Annotated in this window: 25 protein-coding genes and 1 pseudogene; 10 read left to right on the forward strand and 16 right to left on the reverse strand. The window is 70.4% G+C overall.

From position 1 onward, the window contains the following. The first annotated feature begins 11 nt into the window (after positions 1–11). A complete protein-coding gene (locus tag BM085_RS19840; protein WP_093888434.1) occupies positions 12–1,556 on the forward strand; it encodes a PucR family transcriptional regulator in 1,545 nt (514 codons plus the stop codon). Positions 1,557–1,693: 137 nt separating this feature from the next. Here BM085_RS19840 and BM085_RS19845 read toward each other — a convergent pair whose 3' ends face one another. Beyond that, positions 1,694–2,527, reverse strand: coding sequence for a TetR/AcrR family transcriptional regulator (locus BM085_RS19845; protein WP_245789449.1), 834 nt, complete (start codon positions 2,525–2,527; stop codon positions 1,694–1,696). Positions 2,528–2,734: 207 nt separating this feature from the next. On the opposite strand from BM085_RS19845, the gene BM085_RS19850 reads away from it, so the two are divergent. Continuing rightward, positions 2,735–4,333: an MFS transporter gene (locus BM085_RS19850; protein WP_093888435.1), complete on the forward strand. Its 1,599-nt coding sequence runs from the start codon at positions 2,735–2,737 to the stop codon at positions 4,331–4,333. A 273-nt stretch (positions 4,334–4,606) separates the two neighbouring features. Here BM085_RS19850 and BM085_RS19855 read toward each other — a convergent pair whose 3' ends face one another. The 7 genes from BM085_RS19855 to BM085_RS19885 form a co-directional block, all read right to left on the reverse strand. Beyond that, positions 4,607–5,608 (reverse strand): adenosine deaminase, encoded by a 1,002-nt coding sequence (locus tag BM085_RS19855; protein ID WP_093888436.1) that lies wholly within the window; start codon positions 5,606–5,608, stop codon positions 4,607–4,609. Positions 5,609–5,610: 2 nt separating this feature from the next. Further along, positions 5,611–7,359 carry an adenine deaminase C-terminal domain-containing protein gene (locus tag BM085_RS19860; protein ID WP_093888437.1) on the reverse strand — a complete coding sequence of 583 codons (1,749 nt, stop codon included), beginning with the start codon at positions 7,357–7,359 and terminating at the stop codon, positions 5,611–5,613. 41 nt (positions 7,360–7,400) lie between these two features. After that, positions 7,401–8,762 carry a purine-cytosine permease family protein gene (locus BM085_RS19865; protein WP_093888438.1) on the reverse strand — a complete coding sequence of 454 codons (1,362 nt, stop codon included), beginning with the start codon at positions 8,760–8,762 and terminating at the stop codon, positions 7,401–7,403. Between the two features lie 192 nt (positions 8,763–8,954). After that, positions 8,955–9,833, reverse strand: coding sequence for a 1,4-dihydroxy-2-naphthoate polyprenyltransferase (locus BM085_RS19870; RefSeq protein WP_093888439.1), 879 nt, complete (start codon positions 9,831–9,833; stop codon positions 8,955–8,957). An 88-nt stretch (positions 9,834–9,921) separates the two neighbouring features. Further along, a complete protein-coding gene (locus tag BM085_RS19875) occupies positions 9,922–10,533 on the reverse strand; it encodes a GNAT family N-acetyltransferase (protein WP_012888873.1) in 612 nt (203 codons plus the stop codon). 132 nt (positions 10,534–10,665) lie between these two features. Beyond that, positions 10,666–11,220 carry a CGNR zinc finger domain-containing protein gene (locus BM085_RS19880; protein WP_093888440.1) on the reverse strand — a complete coding sequence of 185 codons (555 nt, stop codon included), beginning with the start codon at positions 11,218–11,220 and terminating at the stop codon, positions 10,666–10,668. 132 nt (positions 11,221–11,352) lie between these two features. Further along, positions 11,353–12,750 carry an aminotransferase-like domain-containing protein gene (locus BM085_RS19885; RefSeq protein WP_177245172.1) on the reverse strand — a complete coding sequence of 466 codons (1,398 nt, stop codon included), beginning with the start codon at positions 12,748–12,750 and terminating at the stop codon, positions 11,353–11,355. Between BM085_RS19885 and BM085_RS19890 the strand changes: the two genes are divergently transcribed. From BM085_RS19890 to BM085_RS19900, 3 genes are read left to right on the forward strand one after another with little or no spacing between them, the layout of a single operon-like run. Then, on the forward strand, positions 12,749–13,699 hold the full coding sequence (locus BM085_RS19890) for a DMT family transporter (protein WP_093888441.1): 951 nt from the start codon (positions 12,749–12,751) through the stop codon (positions 13,697–13,699). The genes BM085_RS19885 and BM085_RS19890 overlap by 2 nt on opposite strands. 58 nt (positions 13,700–13,757) lie before the next feature. Further along, positions 13,758–14,780, forward strand: coding sequence for a hypothetical protein (locus tag BM085_RS19895; RefSeq protein WP_093888442.1), 1,023 nt, complete (start codon positions 13,758–13,760; stop codon positions 14,778–14,780). 36 nt (positions 14,781–14,816) lie between these two features. Further along, the gene (locus BM085_RS19900; RefSeq protein WP_093888443.1) at positions 14,817–15,584 is read left to right on the forward strand and encodes a YoaK family protein; all 768 of its coding nucleotides are present in this window, start codon (positions 14,817–14,819) and stop codon (positions 15,582–15,584) included. 135 nt (positions 15,585–15,719) lie between these two features. Here BM085_RS19900 and BM085_RS19905 read toward each other — a convergent pair whose 3' ends face one another. Next, positions 15,720–16,544, reverse strand: coding sequence for an SGNH/GDSL hydrolase family protein (locus BM085_RS19905; protein ID WP_093888444.1), 825 nt, complete (start codon positions 16,542–16,544; stop codon positions 15,720–15,722). Positions 16,545–17,001: 457 nt separating this feature from the next. On the opposite strand from BM085_RS19905, the gene BM085_RS19910 reads away from it, so the two are divergent. From BM085_RS19910 to BM085_RS19920, 3 genes are all read left to right on the forward strand, one after another. Beyond that, positions 17,002–17,478 (forward strand): peroxiredoxin, encoded by a 477-nt coding sequence (locus tag BM085_RS19910; protein WP_093888445.1) that lies wholly within the window; start codon positions 17,002–17,004, stop codon positions 17,476–17,478. 124 nt (positions 17,479–17,602) lie between these two features. Continuing rightward, positions 17,603–17,905 carry a putative quinol monooxygenase gene (locus BM085_RS19915; RefSeq protein ID WP_093888446.1) on the forward strand — a complete coding sequence of 101 codons (303 nt, stop codon included), beginning with the start codon at positions 17,603–17,605 and terminating at the stop codon, positions 17,903–17,905. Positions 17,906–18,085: 180 nt separating this feature from the next. Beyond that, a complete protein-coding gene (locus BM085_RS19920; RefSeq protein WP_093888447.1) occupies positions 18,086–18,688 on the forward strand; it encodes a DUF1707 SHOCT-like domain-containing protein in 603 nt (200 codons plus the stop codon). A gap of 58 nt (positions 18,689–18,746) precedes the next feature. On the opposite strand, the gene BM085_RS19925 is transcribed toward BM085_RS19920, so the two are convergent. The 6 genes and pseudogenes from BM085_RS19925 to BM085_RS19945 form a co-directional block, all read right to left on the reverse strand. Then, positions 18,747–19,193 (reverse strand): type II toxin-antitoxin system VapC family toxin, encoded by a 447-nt coding sequence (locus tag BM085_RS19925; protein ID WP_177245173.1) that lies wholly within the window; start codon positions 19,191–19,193, stop codon positions 18,747–18,749. A 5-nt stretch (positions 19,194–19,198) separates the two neighbouring features. Continuing rightward, the gene (locus BM085_RS44510; protein ID WP_177245174.1) at positions 19,199–19,489 is read right to left on the reverse strand and encodes a FitA-like ribbon-helix-helix domain-containing protein; all 291 of its coding nucleotides are present in this window, start codon (positions 19,487–19,489) and stop codon (positions 19,199–19,201) included. A 496-nt stretch (positions 19,490–19,985) separates the two neighbouring features. Continuing rightward, complete coding sequence (locus BM085_RS19930; RefSeq protein ID WP_093888493.1) at positions 19,986–21,134, reverse strand: epoxide hydrolase family protein; 1,149 nt, start codon at positions 21,132–21,134, stop codon at positions 19,986–19,988. A 204-nt stretch (positions 21,135–21,338) separates the two neighbouring features. After that, positions 21,339–21,456 (reverse strand): annotated as a pseudogene (locus tag BM085_RS19935) (IS607 family transposase); the annotation flags it as partial. A 138-nt stretch (positions 21,457–21,594) separates the two neighbouring features. Then, complete coding sequence (locus tag BM085_RS19940; protein WP_093888494.1) at positions 21,595–22,179, reverse strand: GntR family transcriptional regulator; 585 nt, start codon at positions 22,177–22,179, stop codon at positions 21,595–21,597. A 96-nt stretch (positions 22,180–22,275) separates the two neighbouring features. Continuing rightward, positions 22,276–22,761, reverse strand: a complete 486-nt coding sequence (locus tag BM085_RS19945; RefSeq protein WP_093888495.1) for a GntR family transcriptional regulator — start codon at positions 22,759–22,761, stop codon at positions 22,276–22,278. Between the two features lie 184 nt (positions 22,762–22,945). Here BM085_RS19945 and BM085_RS19950 point away from each other — a divergent pair, with 184 nt between their 5' ends. Further along, on the forward strand, positions 22,946–23,191 hold the full coding sequence (locus BM085_RS19950; RefSeq protein ID WP_245789451.1) for a hypothetical protein: 246 nt from the start codon (positions 22,946–22,948) through the stop codon (positions 23,189–23,191). 389 nt (positions 23,192–23,580) lie between these two features. Here the strand turns inward: BM085_RS19950 and BM085_RS19955 are convergent, their stop codons facing one another. Then, positions 23,581–24,237, reverse strand: a complete 657-nt coding sequence (locus BM085_RS19955) for a JAB domain-containing protein (protein ID WP_093888450.1) — start codon at positions 24,235–24,237, stop codon at positions 23,581–23,583. 225 nt (positions 24,238–24,462) lie between these two features. Between BM085_RS19955 and BM085_RS19960 the strand changes: the two genes are divergently transcribed. Continuing rightward, entirely contained in the window at positions 24,463–24,960 is a 498-nt protein-coding gene (locus tag BM085_RS19960) for a hypothetical protein (RefSeq protein WP_093888451.1), read from the forward strand. Positions 24,961–25,142: the final 182 nt, after the last annotated feature.

Genomic DNA, 25,142 nt, shown 5'->3' on the forward strand with positions numbered 1-25,142 from the left:
AACCTACAGATATGCGCCTGCGGGACCTGTGCCAGGCCGACCACCTGGGGCTTAAGGTGCTCAGCGGTCACGATCTGCTCGATCGCCGGGTCCGTGGCGTCGCCACCACCGACCTGATCGAGCCGGGCCGCTTCCTCAAGGCCGGCGAGCTCGTCCTCACCGAGCTGACCTGGCACGACGGCCCCGAGTCCGCCGGCCGTTTCGTGGCCGCGCTGGTCGAGGCCAAGGTCGCCGCGCTCTGCTCCGGCACCGCGCTCAAGGTTCCGCCCGCCGACCTCATCGACGCCTGCGCCGACGCGGGGCTGCCGATGCTCGCGCTCGGCGTGGAGGTCTCCTTCAGCGCGCTCACCGAGTACGTGCTGCGCGCCCTGATCGACGAGTTCGGCTCCGCCCCGAGCCGGCCGTACGGCTCCCGCAGGAGGCTGGCCAGCACCCTCGTGGACGGCGGCAGCCTGAGCAAGGTCGTCACCACGGTGGCGGCGGAGCTGGACGTGCCCTGCTGGGTGCTGTCGGCGACCGGCCGGGCCGTGGTGGGCTCGCAGCCGCTGCCCGAGGGGGCCGGCGAACGGCTGGCGCACGCGTTCCTGTCCGCGCGGTTCCTCCCCGGTACGGCGGTGCGGGCCGACGGCACCGTGCTGTCGGTCTTCCCGGTCAGCAAGGGGGCGCCGCACCGGATCGCCAACTGGTTCCTGGCCTACGCCGGGGAGCAGGTGCGGGCCGGCGGCGAGCACGAGGACCTGATCGTGGAGCTGGCCGCGCTGGTGGCCCTGGAGCGCTCCCGGCTGGAGGCGGCGCAGCGGATCGAGCGGCGGGTGCTGGACCAGCTCCTGGGGCTGCTCGCCTCCGGGGACGCCAACCTGCCGGGCGTGGTCTCCCGGCTGCACACCCTGCACATCGAGACCGAGGACGGCCTGCTGGCGGTGGCGCTCGCGGTCGAGGGGACCGACCGGGCGGACGAGGTGGGCGTCGCCGTGCTCGACGAGCTGCTGCGCCCGCTGGCGCCGGGGGTCGCGACGGCGGTGGGCGCGGAGGCCGTCGCGCTGGTCCCGCTGGCGGGCAACAGCGCCGCCGAGCTGACCTCCCACATGCTGGCCGGGGCGGCCACGCTGGAGGCCGGGCTGGGCGACGCCCGGATCACGATCGGCGTCAGCAGCGTCACGACGGGACCGGCCGCGCTGAGCAGCCTGATCGAGGAGGCCAGGCACGCCCGCACGCTGGCCGAGCTGGGCGAGGGCCGGGTGTCGGCGATCACCGGTGACGACGTCAGCTCCCACCGCTCACTGATCGCCGCGATCCCGGGGGAGCTGCGGCGCTCGTTCCGGACGCGGCTGCTGGGGCGGCTGGAGGAATACGACGCGGCGCACCAGACGGAGCTGGTCGAGACGCTGGAGACGTTCCTGGAGGAGTCGGGCTCCTGGGCCGCGACCGCCGACCGGCTCCATGTCCACGTCAACACGTTGCGCTACCGGTTGAAGCGGATCGAGGAGCTGACCGGCCGGTCGCTGCACGCCCTGGACGAGCGGGTCGACTTCCTGCTGGCGCTCCGGATGCGCTAGCACGGCGTTCATCGGGCCAGTAGTGCTGCGTTCCTCATTGGACATACAGATCCCCACTGGCAGGGACGCTGAGAGCCGGAAGGCTCGGGCTCACGAGGATCCAGGCCGATCATCGGCGAGGGCGGCTCGATCGAAGCTCAGGCATCGATGCCTCGTCTCGCGAGATCGACTGCGATGCCGTCCAGGACACCGGCAAGACCTGAGGCGAACAGGGTGTCGAGATCCCAGGGGTCGGCGCCTGCGCGCATCGCGGGGGCGAGCCGGGGATACGCCCCGGGTGCGAAAAGCGGACTCTGTACGTGGTTCGAGGCTTTTGTCCCCTGTTTCATGGCGAGTGCCGATTGCCGTTCCGCCTCCACATCGCCGACGTAGGTCAGCGCCACGCCCTGCACGTATGAGGCGAACATGAACATGTACCGGAAAGCATCGGCAGGTTCGATGTCGAGCCCGTCGAATGCGGAGAAGGCGCTTTCACTGTCCGCCGCGAGAGCCGGGCTGAAGTATGCGCGGGTTGTCACCATGACCTTCGGCAGGATCCACGGGTGGCGGTGATACAGGTCCCAATCACGGTAGGCGGCGCGCTCGAGGCCGTGACGCCAGTCCCGCGGCGCCGAGTCGGGCAGGGGCACGTCGGCCATCGCGGCCTCCACCATCAGGGCCACCAGGTCGTCCTTGGATGCCACATGCCGGTACAAGGACATGGTGCTCGCTCCCAGGTCCATGGCGACCCGGCGCATCGACAGCGCGTCGAGCCCCTCCGCGTCCGCGACGACGATCCCGGCTCGCACGATGCGCTCAACGGTGAGATGCGGCGCACTGTCGTTGCCCTCCGGGGCATCGGCCGGCGCTTCCGCCCGGCGCGCCCGATACGCCCTCGCCTGGCATGCCCGGGAACAGTAGCGCCTCGGCCGGCCCCGATCCCCGGGCTCCAACGGCTTTCCGCACGCCCCGCACGCCAGCTGCACCGACACCACCGCACTCCTTTTCGTCACAGCACTACGTTGTGACGAAACCCTACCCCACTAGAGGGGCAGGTGTATGGAGAGAGTAGAGCAGCAGGTCAAAACGGTGTTGCATCGCGCTAACGTGTATGCGTATCTTGTACGCCAGACTGCGTACAAAGTACACGTCCGGGCGATTGACTCCGACCCGGCCGGCACGACTCAGGAACAAAGGAAATGACTGAAGAAGACAGAAGGGCCGGAGCCAAGGAGTGGGTCGGGCTCGCCGTCCTGGTATTGCCCTGCGTACTGGCGTCTATGGATATGTCCGTCATGTTCGTTGCGCTCCCGTCCCTGACGGCCGCCCTCGAGCCGAGCAGCTCCGAACTGCTGTGGATCATGGACGCCTACGGCTTCCTCCTCGCCGGCCTGCTCATCACGATGGGCACACTCGGTGACCGGATCGGACGGCGGCGGGTGTTGCTCGCAGGCGCCGCAGCCTTCGGCGCCGCCTCGATTCTGGCGGCCTACTCGACCAGCTCCGGAACGCTCATCGCGGCCCGCGCACTTCTGGGCATCGCCGGAGCATCGCTGGCGCCGTCCACCCTTGCCCTGATCCGGAACATGTTCCACGACGCCAGACAGCGGGCTACAGCGGTCGGCGTGTGGACGGCGGGCTTCGCGGGCGGCGCCGTACTCGGCCCCATCATCGGCGGGCTGCTGCTGGAGCGCTTCTGGTGGGGATCGGTCTTCCTGATCAACGTACCCGTGATGATCCTGCTGCTGGTCCTCGGCCCGCTGCTGCTCCCCGAATACCGTGACCCCAAGCCGGGCCGTTTCGACCTGCTCGGCGCCGTCCTGTCCCTCGTGGCCGTGCTTGGCGTCATCTACGGCGTCAAACGGATGGCGGAGCACGGCTTCGGGTGGATTTCCCTGGCGTACTGCGTCGCCGGACTCGTCGTGGGGACGGCATTCATCCGCCGCCAGCGCGTGGCCGCGAACCCGATGATCGACATCGCGCTGTTCCGTACCCGCCGGTTCAACCTGCCCCTGCTGATCGACGCGCTGGCGACGTTCGCACTGGTCGGCTTCTCCCTGTTCAACTGGCAGTTCATGCAGCTCGTTCTGGGCATGAGCCCATTCGAGTCAGCCCTGTGGTCGCTGCCCACCTTCCTCGTGATGCCCGTGGGCATCGCCCTGGCCACCGCGATCGCACCCCGCATCGGCAAACCCAACGTGATGGCCGCGGGACTGCTCGTGGCGGCCGCCGGCTACATCATGCTGTCCCTGATCCAGGCCGACTCAGGAGTCGTCTACCTCGTCAGCGCCATGACGGTCGTCGCGATCGGCATCGGCGGCGTCGCCGCCGTGGTCACCGACGTGATCCTGTCCGCCGCACCACCGGAGCGAGCCGGGATGGCCTCCGCCATGGCCGAGACCTCGGCCGAGTTCGGCGGGGCGCTGGGCATCGCGGTCCTGGGCAGCATCGGCACCGTCATCTACCGTTCGGAACTGGCGACCAAGGCCCCCGACGCCCTCACACCCAAGGAACTGGAGGCAGCGCGGAACACCCTCGGCGGCGCCGTCGACACCGCCGCGACCCTCCCGCAGGGCACCGCCGAAGCCCTGCGGAACGTGGCATTCGACGCCTTCGCGCGAGAGACGCGGATCGCCGCGCTGGTCAGCGTCGTTCTGACGGCGGGCACGGCCATCCTCGTCGCCACCCTGCTCCGCAACGCACGTATCCGGCCCGGATCCGAAGCCCTGGAATCCGCAGCAGAACACCACGACCGGGACCAGGCGGATGACCTGCCCTCCACGGCAACCTCATCGTGAGCAAAGATCTCGTGGGGCCGTACCGGCGGGTGATGACATCCGGCAGCTCCAACAGTGCCTCTTGCCGCTGGGCCTCCTCAGGTCGGCTGGCGACCAAGAAGGCGCAGACCGTAGGGGCTGCGCTGATCTCGAGGTAGGTCAGATCGGATCGGCTGAGGTGCGAGCGGGCGACCGCCGACTCGAACGTCGCACTGACCCAGGCCGCGTACATGGCCTTTCCCGCCTCGCGGGCGCGCCCCGGCGGTTCCGGCCGGGGCGCGCCGCCGGGGGCGGTCAGCCGGCGGCGTAGGCGTCCAGTTCGGCGAGGTAGGCGTCCTTCAGGTGGCGGGGGAGCCAGGTGATCTCGAAGGCGTTCCTCTCCAGCTGGACGAGGTCCTCCCGGGAGAGATCGAGCGCGTCGGCGAGGGCGACCAGGTTCTCCTGGACGTAACCCGCGAAGTAGGCGGGGTCGTCGGAGTTGACCGTGACGCGCAGGCCGAGGTCGAGCATCCGGCGGATGGCGTCGGCCTTCATCGAGTCGGTCACGTAGCCGTTGGAGATCGGGCACACGGTCAGGCCCAGCCCCCTCTCGCGGATCGCCTCGACGAGCGAGGGGTCCTCCAGGGCGTTGACGCCGTGGTCGACGCGGTTGACGCCGATCTCCTCGATGGCCTGGCGGATGTGCTCGGTGGAGTTCTCCTGGTCGACGTCGCAGTGCATCGTCAGCAGGTAGCCCTCCTGCCGGGCCCGCTCGTAGACGGCCTTGAACTTGACCGGCGGGTTGCCCTTCTCGTCCGAGTCGAGGCCGACGCCGACGATCCACTCGCGGTAGGGCAGGGACTCCAGCAGCGTCGCCATGGCGTACTCCGCCTGGAAGTCGCGCAGGAAGCACATGATGAGCTGCGCCCTGATCCCGAGCCGGCTCTCCGCGTCGATCAGCGCCCGGCGCAGGCCGCGGATGACGATGTCGAACGGCACGCCGCGCGAGGTGTGGGCCTGCGGGTCGAAGAAGATCTCCGCGTAGCGGACGTTCTGCGAGGCGGCCTTGCGCAGGTAGGCCATCGCCAGGTCGTAGAAGTCGGGCTCGGTGCGGAGCACGTCCATGCCCTCGTAGTAGATCTTCAGGAACGAGGGCAGGTCGTCGAAGGAGTAGGCCGCCCGGATCTCCTCGACGGAGGCGTAGGGCAGGTCGATGCCGTTGCGTCCGGCGAGCTCGAACTTGAGCTCCGGTTCCAGGGTGCCCTCGATGTGCAGGTGGAGCTCACACTTGGGCAGGCCCTCGATGAAATCCGTCAATGTCAGCTCCAGGAGAGAATCGGGTCGATGACCTCAAGTTTGACGCAGTCGACCAGGCCGAGGTCGGTGATGGCGTAGTCGGGGATCGCGGTGATCGACAGGAAGAACAGATACATCAGCGGGGAGGGCAGCGCGCAGCCCAGCTCGCGGGCCAGGTCGTCCAGGTGGCTCTCGGCCTCGGCCATCTCCCCGGCCGGCAGGTCGGAGACGATGCCGCCGACCGGCAGCGGCAGGAGCCTGCGGACCTCGCCGTCCACGACGACGACCTGGCCGCCGCCGGCCCGCACGACCTCGTTGACGGCCAGGGCCATGTCCGAGCGGGAGGCGCCGACGCAGATGATGTTGTTGTCGTCCGGCGCGGCGCTGGTCGCGATCGCGCCCCGGGTGATGCCGAAGCCGTTGACCAGGGCGACCGGCCTGTTGGCGGTCTTGCCGTACCGCTCGACGACCGTGATGTAGAGCGCGTCCTGCTCCACCGACGGCTCCACGATCCCGCCGGTGACCGGGAGCGTGACGTCGTGCCGCTTGCGGACGAAGACCTGCTCCGGAGACATCCTCATCGACAGCGCGGTGACCGTCGTGGCGCCCTCGGGGGCGCGGAGCACGATGTCGTCGGCGGTCAGCTCGGGGACGGGGAAGGGCCGGACCTCACCCCGGGCGGGCGGCGCGGAGGGGGTGATCATCGCGTTGTCCCTGGCGACCAGCGCGCCGCCGGCCACGACCTCGCGCACCCGGAAGTCCGCCAGGTCGTCCACGATCAGCACGTCGGCGAACCGGCCCGGGGCGATGCTGCCGACCAGGTGGTCGATCCGGTACATCTCGGCGCAGTTGACGGTGGCCATCTGGATGGCGGTCACCGGGTCCACGCCGGCCTTGACCGCCATCCGGACCAGCTTGTCCATGTGGCCCCCGGCGAGCACGTCGGCGGCGTGCACGTCGTCGGTGCAGAAGGCCACCCGGCGCGCGCCGACCTGGGAGACGACCTTGATGTTCTCCTCCAGGAAGTGGGCGACGCTCGACTCGCGCACGATGGCGTAGATGCCCCGGCGGAGCTTCTCCAGCGTCTCCTCGGCGGAGTAGGACTCGTGGTCCAGGCGGATCCCGGCCGCGGCCAGGCCGCTGATGCGGCGCGGATCCGACAGCGGGGCGCAGCCGAAGACCGGCAGCCGGTGCTTGGCGGCCAGGTCGAGCGCCTCCATGACGGCCTCGTCGCCGTGCTCGACGAACTCCTGGACGGTCTCCCAGATGCCGACGCACTCGGGCCACTCGTGCGCCAGCAGGTGCTCGGCCGGGCCGAAGGTGTGCCCGACGGTCGACTCGGGGACCGTGTAGGGGGCCTTGGCGGGCGCGCCCCACCAGACGCGCATGCCGGTCCGGGCGGCCTCGTCCAGGAAGCCCCGGACGCCGGGCAGGCCGTCCACCACGAGGATCTGGTCCAGGCCGGAGACGACGCTGGTGGTGCCGTAGGGGACGACCAGGTCGGCGAAGCTCGTCACGGAGAGCTTGCTGCACTCGATGTGCAGGTGGCCGTCGATCAGGCCGGGGACGAGGTAGCCGCCTCCGGCGTCGATGACCTCCGTCTCCGGGCCCCGGGGCAGGTCGGGGCCGACGACGGCGACGCGGGCGCCGCTGATGCCGATCTCGGCGGGGTAGGTCTCGCCGGTCAGCACGTTGACGAGGGTGCCGTTGGTGATGATCGTGTCGGCGGGACGCCGTCCGTAGGCGACGTCGAGCAGGATGCGGTCGACCATTTTCGCGGTGGTGCCTTTCGGGTCGGGGCGGGCGGCTCGGGTCAGGCGGCGACGGGGACGAGGGCGGGGCGGCGGTCGAGTGCGGCGTACACCAGGCCCGCCACGAGGAAGCCCGCGAAGATGCTGAAGTCGGAGCCGCCGGTGGCCTCGGAGAGCGGCCCGGTGAAGGCCGTGGAGTTGATCCAGAGCGCCGCCGCGATCATGCCCGCGACCTGCGCGAGGATGCCGTTCCAGCGGATGCCGCCGCTGCCGTGGTACGGCCCGCCGTCGGCGAACAGGCCCTCGGCGTCGTAGCGGCCCCCGCGCCGCAGCCAGTCGGTCAGGTAGATGCCCGCCCAGGGGGCCAGCCAGAGGATCAGCAGGCCGAGGAAGGTGTTGAGCATGGTGTTGAAGGAGTCGGAGAACACCGCCACGCAGGTGATCGCGACGCAGATCACCAGGTCGAGCACGACCGCGACGGACCGGCTCAGCCTGATCCCGGAGGCCTGCAGGTTCAGGCCGGAGGAGTAGAGGTCGGTGGTGTTGACCGCGAACAGTGTGACGATCGCCAGCAGCAGGTAGGGCACCACGAACCAGGACGGCAGCGCGCCGGGCAGGCCGGAGATGGGGTCGCCCGCGTCCTTGACCACGGTCGCGACGGCCGCGCCGAGCGTCATCAGCAGGATGTACGGCACGAGCCCGCCGAACATCGCGTAGCCGAAGACGGCCTTCCTGCTGGAGCTCGCCGGCAGGTAGCGCGAGTAGTCGCTGCCCAGCGGCGCCCATGACAGCCCGCCGGCCGACATCACCAGCGCCACGGCGATGGTGAACGTGGCGAAGTCGGCGCCGCCGGAGGAGGCGACCTGCACCTTCGGCCCGATGAGCACGCCCATGACGGCGAACATCGCGACGAACACCCAGGTGAAGTACTTCTGCGCCTTCATGACGGCGGCGTGCCCGATCAGCGGCAGCACGAGCTGGATCAGTGCCGCGACGACGATCACGGCGATCTTCAGGCCGGCGCTCTGGCCGGTGACGCCGGCCTGGTCGAGCAGGGCCAGCGAGGCGAAGGTGATCAGCACCATGCCGCCGGCCTCGAAGCCGACCATGTTGATCCAGCCGAAGAAGCTGAGCACCCGGGCGCCCTTGGGGCCGAACGCGGCCCGGGAGACCGCCATGGTGGAGGTGCCGACGGCCGGGCCCTGCAGGCTGGTCAGGCCGACCAGCGGGAAGGCCAGCAGGTTGCCGATGACGATGGCCAGGACGGCCTGCGGGAAGCTCAGCCCCAGGGAGACGACGACCGTGCCGTAGACCAGGGTGAAGATGCCGAGCGTGGTGCCGCTCCAGAGGAAGAGCAGATCACGCGGCCGGCCATACCTCTCCGACGGCGAGACCAGCTCGATCCCACGTTGCTCGACGGCCACGGAGCCTCCAACTTTGTCATGGAACATTCACATTCAGTGAACCAAAGGGGAGGGGGTGACCATGTTGTCGAAGAGCACGAGTCTGGGAGAGGCCGCCTGTAGCCGTCTCCAAGGTGATCGTTCCATCGGGCCGGGGCCGCGGGCCGGTGCTGCGGGGCTGAGGGTGCGGGGCCGGAGCTAGGGGGGCCGGCGCTAGAGGGCGTGCAGCGCCAGGCCGACGGTGAACAGCAGGCCGTAGACGAGCTGGAAGCGGCCGGTCTGCTGGAGCGTGGCGATCAGGGCGGGGCCGGTGGCGCCCTGCCTGACGGCCTTCACCGGGCCGATCGCGAGCGGTGTGGCGAGCACGGCCAGCGCCGCGAACGGCTGCCACGGCGTCAGGACCACCGCGATGACCAGGGGGAGCACCAGGCAGAGGGTGTAGAGGGTGCGGGTCCGGGTGTCGCCGAGCACCACGGCCATGGTGCGCTTGCCGGCCGGGCGGTCGGTGACGATGTCGCGCAGGTTGTTGACCACCAGCATCGCGCAGGCCAGCAGGCCCACCGGGACCGAGGCCGCCAGGGCCGTCCAGGGCAGCCATTCGAGCTGCACGAACGTGGTGCCCGCCACCGCGACCAGGCCGAAGAACACGAACACCGAGATCTCGCCGAGCGCGCGGTAGCCGTAGGGCCTGGAGCCGCCGGTGTAGAACCAGGCGGCCGCGATCGACACCGCGCCGACCAGCAGCAGCCACCACGCGCCGGTGGCGACGACCAGGACCAGTCCCGCCGCCGCGGCGGCCAGGAAGCAGCCCAGCGCCGCGCTGAGGACCTCGCGGGGCGCCGCCGCCCCTGAACCGACCAGGCGCATCGGGCCGACCCGCTCGTCGTCGGTGCCGCGCACGCCGTCGCTGTAATCGTTGGCGTAGTTCACGCCCACCTGCAGCGCGAGTGCCACGAACAGGGCGAGCAGGGCACGCCACCAGACCGCGCCGCCGTACCCGATCGCGACACCGGTGCCGACGGCGACGGGGACGACGGCGGCGGGAAGGGTGCGCGGACGGGCTCCGGCGATCCACTGGCTCGGGGTGGCCATGGTGTTGCGGGTTCCTCTCGGACGTTTGCTGCCGCGGGACCGGGAGCCGGCCGATGGCGGTGGTCCCGGCCGGTGTCCGCGGCTCTGTCTAGCTGATGTCGGTGGCCAGCCGGACCATCCGCACCGGCCGTCCCATGTTGAGGACCCGCTCGGCTCCGTCCTCGCCCCAACCGGCCGATTCCAGGAATCCGAGCGGACCGTGGTTGTCGGCGAACACCCACGTCACGATGGTGTGGTAGCCGTCGTCACGGAGGTAGTCGACCGTCGCGTTGAGCAGGCGGCTGCCGTGCCCGCGCCGGACGTGGTCGGGATCCACCAGGAAGGTGAGCATCTCGGCGGTGGTGGTCGGGTCCAGGTCGGGATCCTCCGCCGGGGCGTGTGAGGCGAGGCCCACCACGCGCTCGGCGCCGCGCATCGCCGCGGCGGCCTCGATGCCGCCGGGACCGAGCGCGGGGAACGCGTCGGTGTCGAGGACGACCTGCTCCACCGCGACCAGCACCCGGTGCCGCGAGGACGGCGGAGTGATGATCGCCTCGTCCCACTGGCGCCGCCACATCTCCTCGGCGGCGGGACCGGTCATCTGCTCCAGCGGTCCCTCGGGAAGGAAATCCCGGTAACCGTATTTCCAGGCGCGGATCTGGGTGCTCGTCACCGCGGCGACATCATCGTGCCGAGCCGCCCGCACGCCTACGTCTGCCATCTCGGCCCGCTCCTTCTCTGCCGTCTGCCGTCGCCTCAGGAAGCGCTGTCTCATGGGTCTCGTGCCACGCGAGCGGGCATCAGGCGGGTGGATCCCCGAGACAGGCTCCTACACCGTATCGGGGAATCCGACTCAGAGATGACGCGGACCTGTCTCCGTCTGACGGCGAGCCCGATATGCCCGAGTCTTGGTGCGGTTGCCGCAGACTCTCATGGAACACCAGGAGCGCGAGCGGTTCTTGGACGAGTCGACGAACGCCCACTGACAGGTGCTCTCGGTGCACACCTTCAGCCTCGGCCACATCCCGGCGGCGTGCGCGCCCATCACCGCCGCCGCGATCCTGGCCAGCCCGCCGGGCACGCCGGCCGCGACCGGTTCGAGGACGGGGCCTCCTGCGGTCAGGGCGACCCGCAGGGGGAGGCCGGTGAACAGGCGGGGCAGGCCGGGCTCGCGGTCGTCGCCGTCACGGGCGTGACCGTCGTGGTTGGCCCGGAGCGCCGCGCGGAGCGTCTCGCGGAGGTCGACGGCCAGGGCGAGGTCGTCGTCGCCGGCGGTGTCTCCGGGGCCGATCAGCTCCCGCCTGCCGAGCCACGCGGTCAGCGCGGCGGGGGTGGGGATGTCGTCGGTCCCGCCTTCGACGTCGTAGCTGTTGACGAAGTCGCACACCAGGTCGGAGGGGTTGCCCATGGTTAGATCACCTCTTCGCAACCACTGTATGCCATTAGGGGGTTGTATTCGCATCGACACCGCCATAATGCTTTCAGTGGTGTTGATTTGGAGGGGGGGCATGTGATATTCGGCCTGTCTCGCCTTCCGGGGTCAGGCGGCCTCCAGTGCCGTCGCCAGCCGCCGGACGCCCTCGGCCAGCTCCGGCAGGCGCAGGGCCGCCGAGTGGGTCAGCCGGAGCCGGGGGCCCGGCGGCTCGGCCGGGTAGTAGATGCGTCCCTGGCTCACCATGACGCCCGCCCGCCGGGCCGCCTCCACCACGGTCTCCTCGTCCCGGTCGGGCGGCAGCCGTACCCACAGGTGCAGGCCGCCCCGGGGGAGGAGATGGATCCCGGCGGCGGGCAGCCGGGCGGTCAGCGCGGCGGCGAGCGCGTTCCTGCGGGTCGTCAGCTCGGCGCCCAGCCCGGCCAGGTGGCGCGGCCAGGCGGGCGAGCCGACGAACTCCAGCGCCGTCTCCTGCAGCGGCCTGGCGACGAAGAACGACTCCACGACCTGGCTGGCCCTGAGCCGCCGCGCGGCCGGGCCGCGGGCGACGACTCCGGCGACCCGCATGCTGGGCGACAGGACCTTGGTGAGGGAGTTGACGTGCACGACCGTGCCGTGGGCGTCCAGTGAGATCATCGACGGCGGGACCGGCTCCGTCGCGAAATACCTGGCGTAGTCGTCCTCGACGACGAACGCCCCGGCCGCCCGGGCGATCGCGAGCACCTGCCCGCGCCGTTCGAGGGTCAGGGTCGCGCCGGTGGGGTTGTGCAGGGTCGGCTGGCAGAAGAAGACCCGCGCGCCCGTGACGGCGAAGGCCTCCGCGAGGAGCTCCGGTCGCACCCCGTCGCGATCCATGGGTACGGCCGTCGGGCGGAGTCCGGCGGCCCGCGCGGCGGCGAGCGCGCCCGGATAGGTCGGCGTCTCGACGAGGATCGGGGTGCCCGGGGCGGTGAGGGCGCGGAAGGCGTGGGTGAGGGCCGACTGCCCGCCGCTGACCACGAGGGCGTCCGACGAGGTGACGTCGCCCCCCGCCTCCTGCGCGAACCAGCCGCGCAGCTCGGGAATGCCGCTCAGCGGCGGCAGCGCCCAGACGTCCGGGCGGCGGAGCGCGCGGGTGGCGGCGGCGGACAGGGCCTTGGCGGGACGCAGGGCCGGGTTGAGGTAGCCGCCGGTGAGCGGGATGACGTCGTCCGGCGGGGGAGTGAGCAGGCCGCTCACCTCCGCGTCGTCCACCACCCGGTCGCCGAGCGCGACCGTCTGCCAGGACAGGTCCGCCGTGCCGCCGGCCCGGGTGACCGCGGGGGCCACGTAGGTCCCGCTGCCCGGCCTGGTGATCACTCGACCTTCCGCGGCAAGCCGGGCAAGTGCCCGCGACACGGTCACCGGGCTCACGCCGTGGAGCCGCATCAGCTCCCGGCTTGATGGCAGCCTGTCCCCGGGGCGCAGCCGCGCCGTCTCCTCGCGGATCACGGCAGCCAGACGGACGATACTGCTATCGTCATTCATGAATGATAAGGATAGCGCTATCGTCCCAGGTCGAGTAGCGGTCGGCTCCGCCTCGGCGCCCGCCGGGAGCGCGTCGTCCTCCGGTACGGCGTGGCGGGGGACCCTGCTGGCCGGACTCGGGGTGCTGTCGTTCTCCGGGTCGTTCCCGGCGACGGTCTTCGCGATGGAGGGGTTCGACCCCTACCTCGTGGCGATCGGACGGGCCGTGATCGCGGCGGTCCCGGCGCTGGTCTTCCTGGTGGCGGCCAGGGGGCCGTTGCTGCCGCCCAGATCCCACCTCCGGTCCTATCTCGTCATCGTGGCCGGGGTGGTCTTCGGCTTCCCGGTCTTCAGCGGGCTGGCGCTCGACGCCGGCGCCGGCGCCTCCCACGCCGCGGTGGTCATCGGGCTCCTTCCCGCCGCCACCGCCGCCTGTGCCGTCCTGCGCGGAGGGGAACGGCCGAAACCGGTGTTCTGGGCGGCCTGCGCCCTCGGAGCCGTCTCGATCACGGCCTTCACCCTCAGCCGGGACGGCGGCCACGCCACCGGAGCCGACCTGCTCCTCGTGGGGGCGCTGCTGTCGGCCGCGGCCGGCTACACCGAGGGCGGCCGCCTGGCCCGCGAGACGCCCGGCTGGAGGGTGATCTCCTACGCCCTGGTCGTCGCCGCCCCGCTCACCGTCCCCGTGACGGTCGCCCTGGCGCTGACCACGGACGTGCGGCCCACCGCGACGTCGCTGGCCGGGTTCGCCTACGCGGGACTGATCTCGATGTTCCTCGGCTTCATCCCCTGGTACGCGGGGCTGGCCGCGGGCGGGATCGCGCGCGCCGGGCAGACCCAGCTCGCGCAGCCGCTGCTGACGCTGCTGTGGGCCTGGCTCCTCCTCGACGAGCGGTTCGGTCCGGTGACCGTCGCGGCGGCGCTCGCCGTACTCGTGTGTGTCGCCATGAGCCAGCGGGCACGCTCTTGAAAGATGTGACATCCGGGCGCAGGATATGAGCTGTATCTGTCACAAAAGGGGTGGGCTCATGGCGGACCTGTCGATTCCCGAAGGCGGCTTCTGGCCCGCTCCGGAGATCCCTCAGCCGAACATCTACCCGATGGAATGGCGGGTCGAGACAGACAAGCTGGCGGCCATCTACGAGAAGTCCAAGCGCACGGTCTGGAACCCCGCCGACCTGCCCTGGGACGGCCTCGACCCCGACGACTTCACCGCCGAACAGCGGCTCGGGATCATGTACTGGTTCTCCGTGCTGGCCAACTTCGACGCCTCGGGCCCGGCCGTCTTCGCCCGCGCCACCATCCAGGCGTTCGAGAAGCACGAGGAGGACCCGGTCCGCAAGTGCTTCTTCTCGATCACGCGTGACGAGATGAACCACGAGGAGTGCTGCCAGCGGACCATCGCCCGGCTCTGGCCGGGCGGGCCGCTCGACTGGGTCCCCGCCACCGATCTGGAGAGGGCGGCCCACAACAACATCGGCTGGCTCTACCACAACGGCGGCCGCTACTGGACGGGCTACAGCAGTGCCGTCGGCAAATACAGCCTGCCGGTGCTGTTCACCAGCTTCATGATGGGTGAGATGGCCGCCTCCACCCTGTTCCGCGGCATGGCCACCGGCACCGAGCACCCGGTGTTCAGCGAGATGTTCCACCGCATCGGCCGCGACGAGTCGCGCCATCTCCAGATCTGCATGACCATCCTGGAGAACGAGTGGCCCGGCCTCACCGACGACACCCGCTCGCTGATCACCCGCCAGCTCCGCGCCGGGTTCGTCTTCCTCTCCATGATCCTCTGGGAGCCGCCGGGCGGCTTCTGGGAACTGCCCCCGTACTTCCTGCACAACCACCGCGTCCTGATGGACCACGCCCGCGACGCCGGGCTCGGCGTGCTCTCCTACGAGGATCAGGCGGAGAACTGGCGGGTCGCGATGGCCCGGATCCGCGCCATCGTGGAGCGCTGGGGGATCGAGTTCCCGGCCATCCCCGAACTCGACATCGAAGGCGTCGAGGTCGACTTCCTCGACCCCGAGGACATCATCCCGGTGTTCTGACCCCGGCGGGACGACAGGGAAGCGCTCCAAGACTCCATGGCCCACTCCGACGCGGAACCGCCTCCGCCACCCGCCCGCGGATCGCCTCCCGCCGCCTCGCCGGCGGGAGGCGATCCGCGCCGGTGGAGCTACGTCGTCCTGGTCTTCCTGACCCTGGGGGCGGGCGCGATGGACGCGGTCGCGTTCCTGGCGCTCGGAGGCGTCTTCACCGCCAACATGACCGGCAACCTGATCCTCGTCGCACTCGTCGGCGGGGAGAACTGGCAGATCCGCGTGATACGCTCCGGCCTCGCATGCGTGATCTTCTCCATCGGGGTCTTCATCGGCTTCAAGGTGCCCGACCGCGGCCGGGGGAACGAGTCGTGGCCCCTGGCCGTCACCCGCCTGCTCTGGATCTGCCTCGCCCTCCACGTCGTGTTCCTCACCGGCTGGATACTCTGCGACGCCGCACCCGGGCCGACCTCGACGCTCCTGCTGATCGCCGTGGCGTCCTGCGCCATGGGCCTGCAGGCCGCGGCGGCCCGGCGCGTCAACGTCGACGGCATCACGACCACCTTCGTCACCGGCACCCTCACCTCGCTGCTGCAGTCGCTGGCCTCGCGCAGGACCGCCGACGCCCTCCGCCGCGCGGTCATCGTCCTGGCTCTGGCCGCCGGCGCGCTCTGCGCGTCGCTGGTGGTGCACCTCGCACCGCTCTGGGCGGGCGCGGTGCCGCTGCTGTTCACGATCCTCGCGCCCGTCACCGTCGTGACCCGCCTGCGCCCGCGGAGGGCGCGGCGTCCGCCCACCGGTACGGCCGGCTGATCCGGGTCCCGTCCACGGGGTGTCCGGCGACGGTGCCGAGAGCCGGTGGTGGCGGTGCCGGGAGCCGGTGGCCGGCCGGTCAGCCGGTGGTGGTGGAGCCGGTGGTGGCGGTGCTGGGAGCCGGTGGTCGGCCGGTCAGCCGGTCGCGGCGCTGAGAGCGGGCAGGTAGCCCGAGGACTGCCCGCGCCGGTTCGGGTGGTAGGACTGCCAGGTGTTCGTCGGCATGATGCGGGTGATCCACTCCCGCTGGATCCCGCCGGGAGCGCACACCCCGTGCCCGGCGAAGGCGTCGCGCACGTCGACGTAGCGGAAACCGGCGTTCTCGGCCTGCTCCCGGATGACCGCGTTGAGGTGGTCGGCGAGCAGGTTCATGCGGTTGCGCCTCCATTCGGCGACGCCACAGCCGAACGGGTGGCCCGGCTCGAACAGGTGCGGGTAGCCGGCGACCAGGACCTCCGCCGCCGGGGCGGCGTCACGGATGGCGCCGTAGGTCCAGGCGAGCTTGCCGGGCAGCCTCTGGTCGATGAACCGCCCGGCGTCGTCGAGGACGCGGTCGCAGTCCTCGTCCTCGACGCCGACCACGGCGCAGTTGACGACGGCCGCCTCGAAGCTGGCGTCGTTGCCGCCGATCGTGACGGTGACCAGGGTGGTTTCGCCGTCCAGGGCGTCGGGGATCTGCCGCGCCACCACGTCGTCGGTCACCGCCCCGCCGCACGCCTCGTACCTGAAACCGTCGGGACGGTTGGCGCGGGCCCACAGGATCGGATGGGAGTTGGCGCTGCGCCGGCACAGCCCGCTGTCGGGGTCGTAGTCCCCGGCGCCGGAACCGGAGGAGAAGGAGTCGCCCAAGGCCGCGTAGTTCACCTGCGTCGCGGCGGGCCGGGCGGTGGCCGGGACGGCGCCGGCGCCGAAGGTGATCAGTGGGACGGTGACGAGGACTGCGAGAAGCTGGTGGCGCATGGTTCCTCCTGTGACTGATGCGACTGAACGTAACGATAAGCAATGTATTCGTCACTTTGAGTGGCGTCGCCTGGGCGCGCGGACGGAACGGCGACCCGCCACCGCCCCGGTCGAGCCGACAGGAACAGCGACTCGCCACCGCGCCGGTCGGTAGGGCCGGAACGGCGACCCGCCACCGCCCTGGTCGGGCCGACAGGAATGGCGACCCGCCACCGCGCCGGCCGGCCCGGTCGGCGCCCGCCCCCTGGTCCCCGTGACAGGCTCAGGCCCGCGCGGTGCCGCCCCTGTGGAACCGGCCCGTAGACGTCGTGCCCGGTTTCCGCGGCGGGACCGCCGGGGGAGGTGTCCCTTGAGTGATGACTCGACCCACAATGGGGGGTCGGAGCACCAGCCTCCGGTCCCGCCGGTCACGAAGTACGGAGGCGGGAGCCGTTCGGTGGCACAGGGAGGACATGTCGTGGGTGGAAGTCTCGCGGTGGGAGACGTGGTCGAGGATTTCGAGCTGCTCGACGAGACCGGGACGTCACGGCGGCTCAGCGACCTCGTGGCGGCGGGGCCGGCGGTGCTGTTCTTCTACCCGGCCGCCATGACGTCGGGATGCACGGCGGAGAGCTGCCATTTCCGGGACCTGGCGGCCGAGTTCGCCGCCGTGGGGGCGACCCGGGTCGGGATCAGCCGTGACGCGGTCGACCGCCAGCGGCGGTTCGCCGACACCTACGACCTGGGCTTCCCCCTGCTGTCGGATCCGGACGGCGCCGTCGCCCGGCAGCTCGGCGCCCGGCGCAACATCGCGGTGGGCCCCTTCCTCACCCGCCGGATGACCTTCGTCGTCGACGTGGACCGCCGCCTCCTGGAGGTGATCCACAGCGAGACGAGCATGCAGGCCCACGCCGATCGGGCCCTGGAAGTCTTGCGGTCGCGGACCGGAGCGTGACCGGACAGGGGGAGTGGCGTCTTTTCGCGTAGAGGTCCCGGGGCGACCCGCGGTGTAATCGTGCCCTTGTGACGGAGACGCTGAGGTGAGACAGCGAAACCCTCTGAAGCCGGCAGGAGCCCGCATGGTCACCCTGGGATTTCTCATTCCGCTCGAAGCCAAGCCCGGCAAGGAGGCCGAGGTGGAGAGCTTCCTCAGGGAAGCGCTCCCGCTCGCCGAGGCGGAGCCCGCGACCACCGCCTGGTTCGCGATCCGCATGAGCCCCTCGCTCTACGCCATCGTCGACTTCTTCCCCGACGAGCCGGGCCGCGAGGCCCACCTGCAGGGTGAGATCGCCAAGGCCCTGACGGAGCGGGCCCCCGATCTCTTCGAGAAGCCCCCGAACATCATCAAGACCCAGGTCATCGCCGCCAAGCCGCCGGACTAGCGTGGCAGCGGAACCGGGGGACCCGCCCGATCCGGCCAGGGGCGGCCGCTCCCCCGGGGAGGGCTCGCCCGCCGGGATCGGCGCGGCCCTTCGGAAATCCGCGCCCGGCCTCCGACGAAAGCCCCGTCAGGTCGGCATCTGAGGGCCTGTCCCGGCGATCGACCCTTTAGTCTCCAAGGCATGGCGACCCTTCCAGACCGGGATCCGCGGGAAATACGAGCCGCTGACAGTGACCGCGATCAGACTTCCGCAATTCTCCGCAACGCGGTCGGCGACGGCCGGCTGACCATGGACGAGTTCGAGGAAAGGCTGGCGGCGGTCTACACCGCCAAGACCTACGCCGACCTGGAACTGCTCACCGTCGATCTGCCGGACGTCTCCCGGTCGACGGCCACGCCGAGCCCCATCGATTATGACGCGGACGCGCCGACCAGCGGCGTCGCCGTCGGGATCATGAGTGGCTTCAAGCGCGCCGGCCGCTGGCGGGCTCCCCGGAACTTCACCGCCCTGGCCTTCTGGGGCGGCGGCAAGATCGACCTCCGCGAGGCGGTGTTCACCGGGCGGGAGATGAAGATCCGGGCGTTCGCCGTCATGGGGGGTGTCGAGGTCGTCGTGCCCGACGACGCCGAGGTGTTCGTCACCGGGCTCGGCTTCATGGGCGGGTTCGGCCATGAGGCGAGCGGGGTCGGCCGGCCCGGCGCGCCCCGGATCGTGGTGACGGGGTTCGCCTTCTGGGGCGGGGTCGAGGTCAAGCGCAAGGCCCGCAAGAAGAAGAGCAGGTAGCGAGCGGCCCGCCGTCGCGGGCCTTCTCCGCGTGCCGTGGGACGAGGCGCGGATAGCTTCACATTGGTATGAAGCCGAGCGCCGCAGCTGCCTGGGTCTGAGCGGTGTCGCGGCTGGCGAAGCCGAGTTTGTCTCCGGGTTCTTCCAGGAGCGGTGTGGCGACCAGTTCGGCGATGGCGAGATGGATTCCATCGAGCGCACGTAACGCGTGCGTATAGACGATTTCGGTAGCCCTGCGTTCCACCGAATCACGTGGGGCCGCCAGGAGAGTGACCGGGCCGTCTTCTCCGAGGTCTGCGGCCAGGGTAGCGAGAGTGGTGTTCAGGTCGATCAGGCGGTGGGAGCGGGCGGCGCGCACAAGCACGCCGGTGACTTCCACCACGGTCAAGGTGCCCGTGACGAGAAGGTGGTCGTGATTTTCGAGGAGGTCACGTGCTCGGGCGTGACCTGGTTCGGAGCGGAGGTAGGCGCAGGCCAGAACGGAAGAGTCGATATAGGTGAGCACGCCGGTCAGCGCCCCTCGGCCCAGAGTTCGTCGAGGATGGGCCCGATGCCCTCGGTGCTGGCGAGTGCCCGCTCTCGCTCCGCTTCGGTCACGGGAGGGGCGGGGGGAGATTCGGCGAGGACGTTGAGGCGGCGCGCACGCGCACGCAGCTCCGCTCGGGCATCGAGGACTTCCTCTGATACGCCGCGAGCGAGGATCTCTCCAGCGGTCGCATTGATGGAGCGGCCAGTGCGACGGGCCCTGCGCGTGATGCGCTGGTGCAGATCGTCATCAATGCGGAGCAGTAACTGTTTCACGACTTCACGATATCATTTTGCTGCAAGAAAATGATATCATCTCCTTGTTGATCTGCTCTGGCTTCTCGGCCATCTCTGATCTGTCTGGCGGTTCGGGGCAGCCGCGTCCGGCAGTCGGGCGGCTGTGAGAGCCATCCGACCGGGGTATCCGGCGGGACACGGGCCGCCGTTCCTCCTGCTTGAGAAGGCTTGCCTGCCAGACTTCGGGCGGTGCCGCGCTGAGCCGGTGGGCCGTGATCAGCAGGTCCCGGCCCGTCCCGGTGCCCAGGGGCTGGACTTCGGCCGCCAACTCCAGGACCCGGGGATGCCCCCAGTCGAGGATGGGCGTGGCCGCCAGCCCGCCTCCGGCCGTCGCCCGACGGGCAACGGCGGCGCGACGGGACCGCGATGGTGAGGGCATGGGCTCCATTCCATGGTCGTGCCTTAGGCCCATGATGCATCCGGTGACGCCCGCCGCGCGTGCCGGCGCCCGGATCGGGCATGCTCGACCGGCCGGCTACCGCGGGCGCACCGTACGGAAGAACCGCCGGATGTCCGAGACCAGCAGATCCGGAGCCTGGAGCGACGCGAAGTGCCCCCCGCTGGGGAACCGTGACCAGTGGGTGATCGTGTTCGACAGCTCCGCCAGCCCGCGGATCGCCCGGTCGCCGAGGAAGTTCGCCACGCCCGTCGGAACCGGCGAAGGTGCGGGACGTCGGCCCCACGCCTCCGATCCGGACTCCAGGTAGAGCCGCGCGGCCGATCCCGCGGTCGCGGTCAGCCAGAAGATCGTGACGTTGGTCAGGACGGTGTCCCGGTCGACGGGGGTCCGCTCCGTCTGAGTGGGGTCCCAGTCCACGAACCATTCCAGGTTCCACGCGAGCTGCCCGGCGGGGGAGTCGTTGAGCGCGTAGGCGACGGTCTGCGGCCGGGTGGACATCTGGGTGGCGTAGCCGGAGCGGCCGTACCACCACCTCTGGTTCTGCGCGGCCTGTTCCCGATCCGCCTCGGAGAGCGTGTCCAGCTCGCCGGGGTCGACCGGGGTCGCGGCGTTGGCCAGCGCGTTGACGTGGACGCCGATGACGTGCTCCGGGTCGAACCGGCCGAGCTCCGGGGAGACGATGCTGCCGAAGTCGCCGCCCTGGGCGCCGTAGCGGTGGTATCCCAGCCGTCGCATCAGCTCGGCCCAGGCCCGCGCCGTACGGTTGACGCCCCAGCCGGTCTCCCGCGTCGGCCCGGAGAACGCGAAGCCCGGTACCGACGGGGCGACCACGTGGAAGGCGTCCGCGGGATCCCCGCCGTGCGATCGAGGGTCGGTCAGCGGTCCGAGGACGTCGAGGAAGTCGTACACCGTACTCGGCCACCCATGCGTGATGATCAGCGGGGTGGCGTCCGGCTCGGGCGAGCGCGCGTGCAGGAAGTGGACGTTCTGACCGTCGATCTCCGTGGTGAACTGCGGGATCTCGTTGAGGCGGGCCTCGTGCCCGCGCCAGTCGTAGCCGGTGCGCCAGTGCTCGACCAGCTCGACGAGGTAGTCCTTGTTCACCCCGTAGGTCCAGCCGACGCCGGGGAGCTCGTCCGGCCAGCGGGTGCGGGCCAGCCGGTCGCGCAGGTCGTCGAGTTCGGCCTGCGGGACGTCGATGCGGAAGGGCTCTGCTGTGCTCATGCCGCCCACCATGTGCCCTGTATAGGACAGCTCCGGTCCTATACAGCGGTGACAGTGGGGGAATGCTGGAAACCGTTACCTGCGAGTGTGCTTCGGTAAGCGCGCTCTCAGGCGGCTTCCGGCTTGCGCCGGAGCGTTCCCCGTTTCCGGGGTTCCCGTTTCGCCGGTGCGACGACGAGCCTGCCACTGTTCCACGTGGTTTTGGTCGTCATCGACCTCGGCGGGGTCGATAGACGAGCAGGTGGCGGCCTTGGGCGCGCAGGGCCGCCTCAACGTACTCGGCTGCGAACCGGGCGAACCGGTCGCGGTGTTCGACCACGATCGCAGCCGGGACCCGGTGGCTCGCCCTCACCCGCATGCGACATGCAGGGCTTCGGCGGCTCCGGTGAAGAGCGGCAGAAGTCGCTCTGTCTCCGGATGCGGGATGGATTTCCGTGGGTACGGAGCCGAGCTTGTCTCTTCAGCGCCCTTCGGCCCAGAGTCCGTCGAGGATGGGCCCGATGCCCTCGGTGCCGGCGAGCGCCCGCTCTCGCTCCGCCTCGGTCACGGGAGGGGGGAATTTCGCCGAGTCGGGCCACTCCTCGGGCTGTGACACGTACGTACCGCGATGAGGCACCGTGTAGACCCATCCCTGTTCCCGGAGAAGACCGATCGCGCGACGCACCGTCTCCCGGGCGACACCGTGCTGCTGCATCAAAGCGCTTTCGCTCGGTATGGGGCGCCGGGGTTTGAGATCACCGTGTCTGATGCGGCGGACCAGGCTCTTGGCGATCATCTGGTAGAGCGCTGTCTTGTGCGGTTTACGCCGGGTCTGACCGGCCGGGCCGACGAACGTGCCCTCGCCCTGTGCCGTATGGATGAGACCCTCGTCCCGGAGCACTCTGATCGCTCGCCGGGCAGTGGTCCTGGCGACGCCGAACTCGCGCCGCAGCTCGGTCTCACTCGGTACGGCGTCGCCGGGAGCGAGCCCACCTGCCAAGATGCGCCGCCGAATGACGTCGGCTATCTGAACGTACAGATGGGTGTCGCCCTCGTGATCCAGCACAGCCACACGGTAACGGGGCGTCAGGAACCGGAGTGGTGAACCACACCAATTGATATGGGTGGTAGACCTATGGTGACTGGTTTGCGGGCATCTTGGCTATTTTGTCGGTCGGGGCCAGCTCTCGGCGGGTGACACGTACGTGCCGCGATACTCCACGGTGAACACCCATCCCTGATCGCGCAGGAAGGCCATCGCCTGGCGCACGGTGGCTTTCGCGACGCCGTGCTTGCGCATCAGCTCCTTCTCGCTGGGGATGCGCCGGTTCGGCAGCAGTTCACCCGCCTCGATCCGGCGCTGAATCCCCGCCGCGATCTGCTGGTACACCGGAATCTGATCGGCCGGCCTCGGGGTTCCCGGCTCACCGACGAAGGTGCCCTCTCCCTGGACCGTGTAGGCGAGTCCCTGCTCGCGGAGTTCGCGGGCGACCCGGCGTGCCGTCGTCTTGGCGATGCCGTACTCGATCTCAAGCTCGGCCTCGCTGGGCACGGCTTCGCCGGGTCCGAGATCACCGGCCATGATGCGCATGCGAATCATCTCGGCGACCTGCTTGTACACCGGTACTGGGCCCTCACGGTCAAGCATGCCCTGCATGATAGACCAAAAGGTACGTCTAGCCAGAAACCAGACGTCTGGTCAACTAATGAATAGGTGTAGTAGACCACTGGGATTAATGTGAACTATGATCCTTGAGTGATCGGGCGGGAGCGAGGGGTGAACGGTGGTCGTGGCGTGGGGGGAGCGGCATCACGGGCACCATCTTGCGCCGTTGCAGGCGACGCATGAGGTGATCGACTGGCGGCCGGAGGTGCCGAGGGCCGATCGGGTGAAGGTGAAGGAGCACACCTGTGACTGCCGGGCGACTTTCTACGAGCTGTGCCGGGCGGGTGGGTTGATGTTCGTACGGCGGACGCACCGGCTGAGAGGAGTGGCGACCGTGCACGAGTCGCCCTGGGCGCTTTCGGGCCGGGTAGAGGCGTTGTGGCTCCGCCTGCTGATCGGCAGTGCCCGTTGACGGCCGGCCAGGCACGCCCGGCAGGAGAGCCCGTGCGGCTCTGTCAGGGCATTCCATAAGCTCCCTGCCTCTCCGATGGGCCATGACGGTCGGGGAGGCAGGGCGGTGGTCCCACATCCGTTGAAGGGCGGATGCGGGACCACCATCCAAGTTCCCGGCGGGCATCTCTTCCCCACCGCCCGCCGGGTCTCGCTCCCGGCGGGCCATCCCATGAATCCGCCCGCCGGGGGCAGGCGGTGGTCCCGCGCCAACCGGGTGGCGCGGGACCACCGGCAAGAGAGCTCCGTCGAGGGGGCCGCTGGCGAGTCACCGTCAAATGAGCCACGGTCAAACGACTTGCAGCCGCGCGAGCCGCTGTCAGGCGGGAGCGCCGTCAGGTGGAGGCCGCCTCAGGCGGCGATGCGGCGCCAGGCGGTGTCGGTGACGATCACGTGGTCGAGGAGGCGGAGGCCGACGGTCTCGGCGGCCTCGCCGAGGCGGGCGGTGACCTCCAGGTCGGCCGGGCTGGGGTCGAGGGAGCCGCTGGGATGGTTGTGGGCCAGGCCGAACGAGGAGCCGCCGGAGGTGAGGACGGTGGTGATGATCTCGCGGACCGGGGCCGGGGCGTGGTCGCTGCCGCCCTCGCTGACGATCGTCTTGCGGGTCACCGCGCCGGCCGGGTCGCAGACCACCACGACCACGCGTTCGTGGCTGAGGCCGCGCAGGAGCGGGGAGGCGACGGCGGCGAGATCCCCCGAGCAGGTGATCCGGCGGCGCTCCGGCTCCGACTGCGCCTGCCGTACGAGGTGGAAGGCGGCGACGACCCGGGCGGCCTTGGCCGGGCCGATGCCGGGGACCGACATCAGGCGGTGGGCGTCGGAGCGGGCCAGCCCGCGCAGGTCGCCGCAGTGGGCGATCAGATGGGAGGCGAGCTCGACCGCGTTGGCGCCCCGGCTCCCCGAGCCGATCAGCAGGGCGAGCAGCTCCCGGTCGGCCAGGGCGGTCGCGCCACTCGACAGGAGCCGCTCGCGCGGCTGGTCGTTGGGCGGCATGTCCTTGACGCGCAATCGGCACCTCCGGCTCGGGAAATCAGGTCGGTTCTACCAGGGCGCACCGACAGTCCGGCCTTGGCCGTCGCGGTCACCGCTGGACCGCGTCCGGCTGTGATGCACGTCACAGTTCAGGTTGGCGAGAACCAGTGGTGACCCCGTCGGCTACCTACCGGACAGATCCGGCACGACAAGGGATCACCGCAGTCGTGTGGGCCGAAAGCCCGCCGTGAAGGAGTCGCCATGCGCAAGAAGACGATCGCCGTGCTCCTCGGAGCGAGTTTGACCGCCGGGGTGCTCGGGCTGGGCGCCGGCGGTGCGTTCGCCGGTGACAAGGTCGGCACGACCGGCACGACCGGCACGACCGGCACGACCGGCACGACCGGCACGACCGGCACAACCGGCACGACCAGTGCGGCCGGCACGATCACAACCGAGGCGGCTGCGCCGCGGCCGCCGAAGGGCGCCAGGGCGGTCGTCCAGGTCAGCCCCAACCCCACCGCCAGGCGAGGCGAAGAGGTGACGATCACCGGCCACTGCGGCGGAGGCAGGAAGCTCAACGCCGTGCTCAGCGGGTTCGGCGGCAGGCCGGTGCTGAAGAACATCCGCATCATCGACGACAACCCGGACGGATTCGTGGCGAAGGCGACCCTCTCCCGCGAGATCGGCAACGGCATCGGTCCTGTTTTCGTCGACTGCGGGGGCGAGGCGGGCGTGACCCTCCTGGTCACCCACGTCTGATCCGAACCTTCCTCCGTGGGGCCGTGGGCGGGCCTGGCGCTCACGGGCCCACGGAGGGCCCCGAAGCGGTCCGTCGGCGGCCGTCGGGGAGGGGCGGGCGTCCGGGCCGGGCCGGGACCGGCCGGGCTGTGGCGGGACCACCCGCGCTGCGTTCCGGGACCGCCCGCGCTGCGTGCCGGATC

The sequence above is a fragment of the Streptosporangium canum genome (assembly GCF_900113865.1).
GTDB classification, from domain to species: Bacteria; Actinomycetota; Actinomycetes; order Streptosporangiales; family Streptosporangiaceae; genus Streptosporangium; species Streptosporangium canum.

Coding starts and splice junctions, on each gene's coding strand:
- BM085_RS19870 (WP_093888439.1), bottom strand. CDS start 9,833: ATGGCCACCCCGAGCCAGTGGATCGCCGGAGCCCGTCCGCGCACCCTT.
- BM085_RS19915 (WP_093888446.1), top strand. CDS start 17,603: ATGGTCACCCTGGGATTTCTCATTCCGCTCGAAGCCAAGCCCGGCAAG.
- BM085_RS19945 (WP_093888495.1), bottom strand. CDS start 22,761: ATGCTTGACCGTGAGGGCCCAGTACCGGTGTACAAGCAGGTCGCCGAG.
- BM085_RS19960 (WP_093888451.1), top strand. CDS start 24,463: ATGCGCAAGAAGACGATCGCCGTGCTCCTCGGAGCGAGTTTGACCGCC.
- BM085_RS19885 (WP_177245172.1), bottom strand. CDS start 12,750: ATGAATGACGATAGCAGTATCGTCCGTCTGGCTGCCGTGATCCGCGAG.
- BM085_RS19920 (WP_093888447.1), top strand. CDS start 18,086: ATGGCGACCCTTCCAGACCGGGATCCGCGGGAAATACGAGCCGCTGAC.
- BM085_RS19900 (WP_093888443.1), top strand. CDS start 14,817: ATGGCCCACTCCGACGCGGAACCGCCTCCGCCACCCGCCCGCGGATCG.
- BM085_RS19875 (WP_012888873.1), bottom strand. CDS start 10,533: ATGGCAGACGTAGGCGTGCGGGCGGCTCGGCACGATGATGTCGCCGCG.
- BM085_RS19850 (WP_093888435.1), top strand. CDS start 2,735: ATGACTGAAGAAGACAGAAGGGCCGGAGCCAAGGAGTGGGTCGGGCTC.
- BM085_RS19880 (WP_093888440.1), bottom strand. CDS start 11,220: ATGGGCAACCCCTCCGACCTGGTGTGCGACTTCGTCAACAGCTACGAC.
- BM085_RS19895 (WP_093888442.1), top strand. CDS start 13,758: ATGGCGGACCTGTCGATTCCCGAAGGCGGCTTCTGGCCCGCTCCGGAG.
- BM085_RS19905 (WP_093888444.1), bottom strand. CDS start 16,544: ATGCGCCACCAGCTTCTCGCAGTCCTCGTCACCGTCCCACTGATCACC.
- BM085_RS19840 (WP_093888434.1), top strand. CDS start 12: ATGCGCCTGCGGGACCTGTGCCAGGCCGACCACCTGGGGCTTAAGGTG.
- BM085_RS19890 (WP_093888441.1), top strand. CDS start 12,749: ATGAATGATAAGGATAGCGCTATCGTCCCAGGTCGAGTAGCGGTCGGC.
- BM085_RS19930 (WP_093888493.1), bottom strand. CDS start 21,134: ATGAGCACAGCAGAGCCCTTCCGCATCGACGTCCCGCAGGCCGAACTC.
- BM085_RS19860 (WP_093888437.1), bottom strand. CDS start 7,359: ATGGTCGACCGCATCCTGCTCGACGTCGCCTACGGACGGCGTCCCGCC.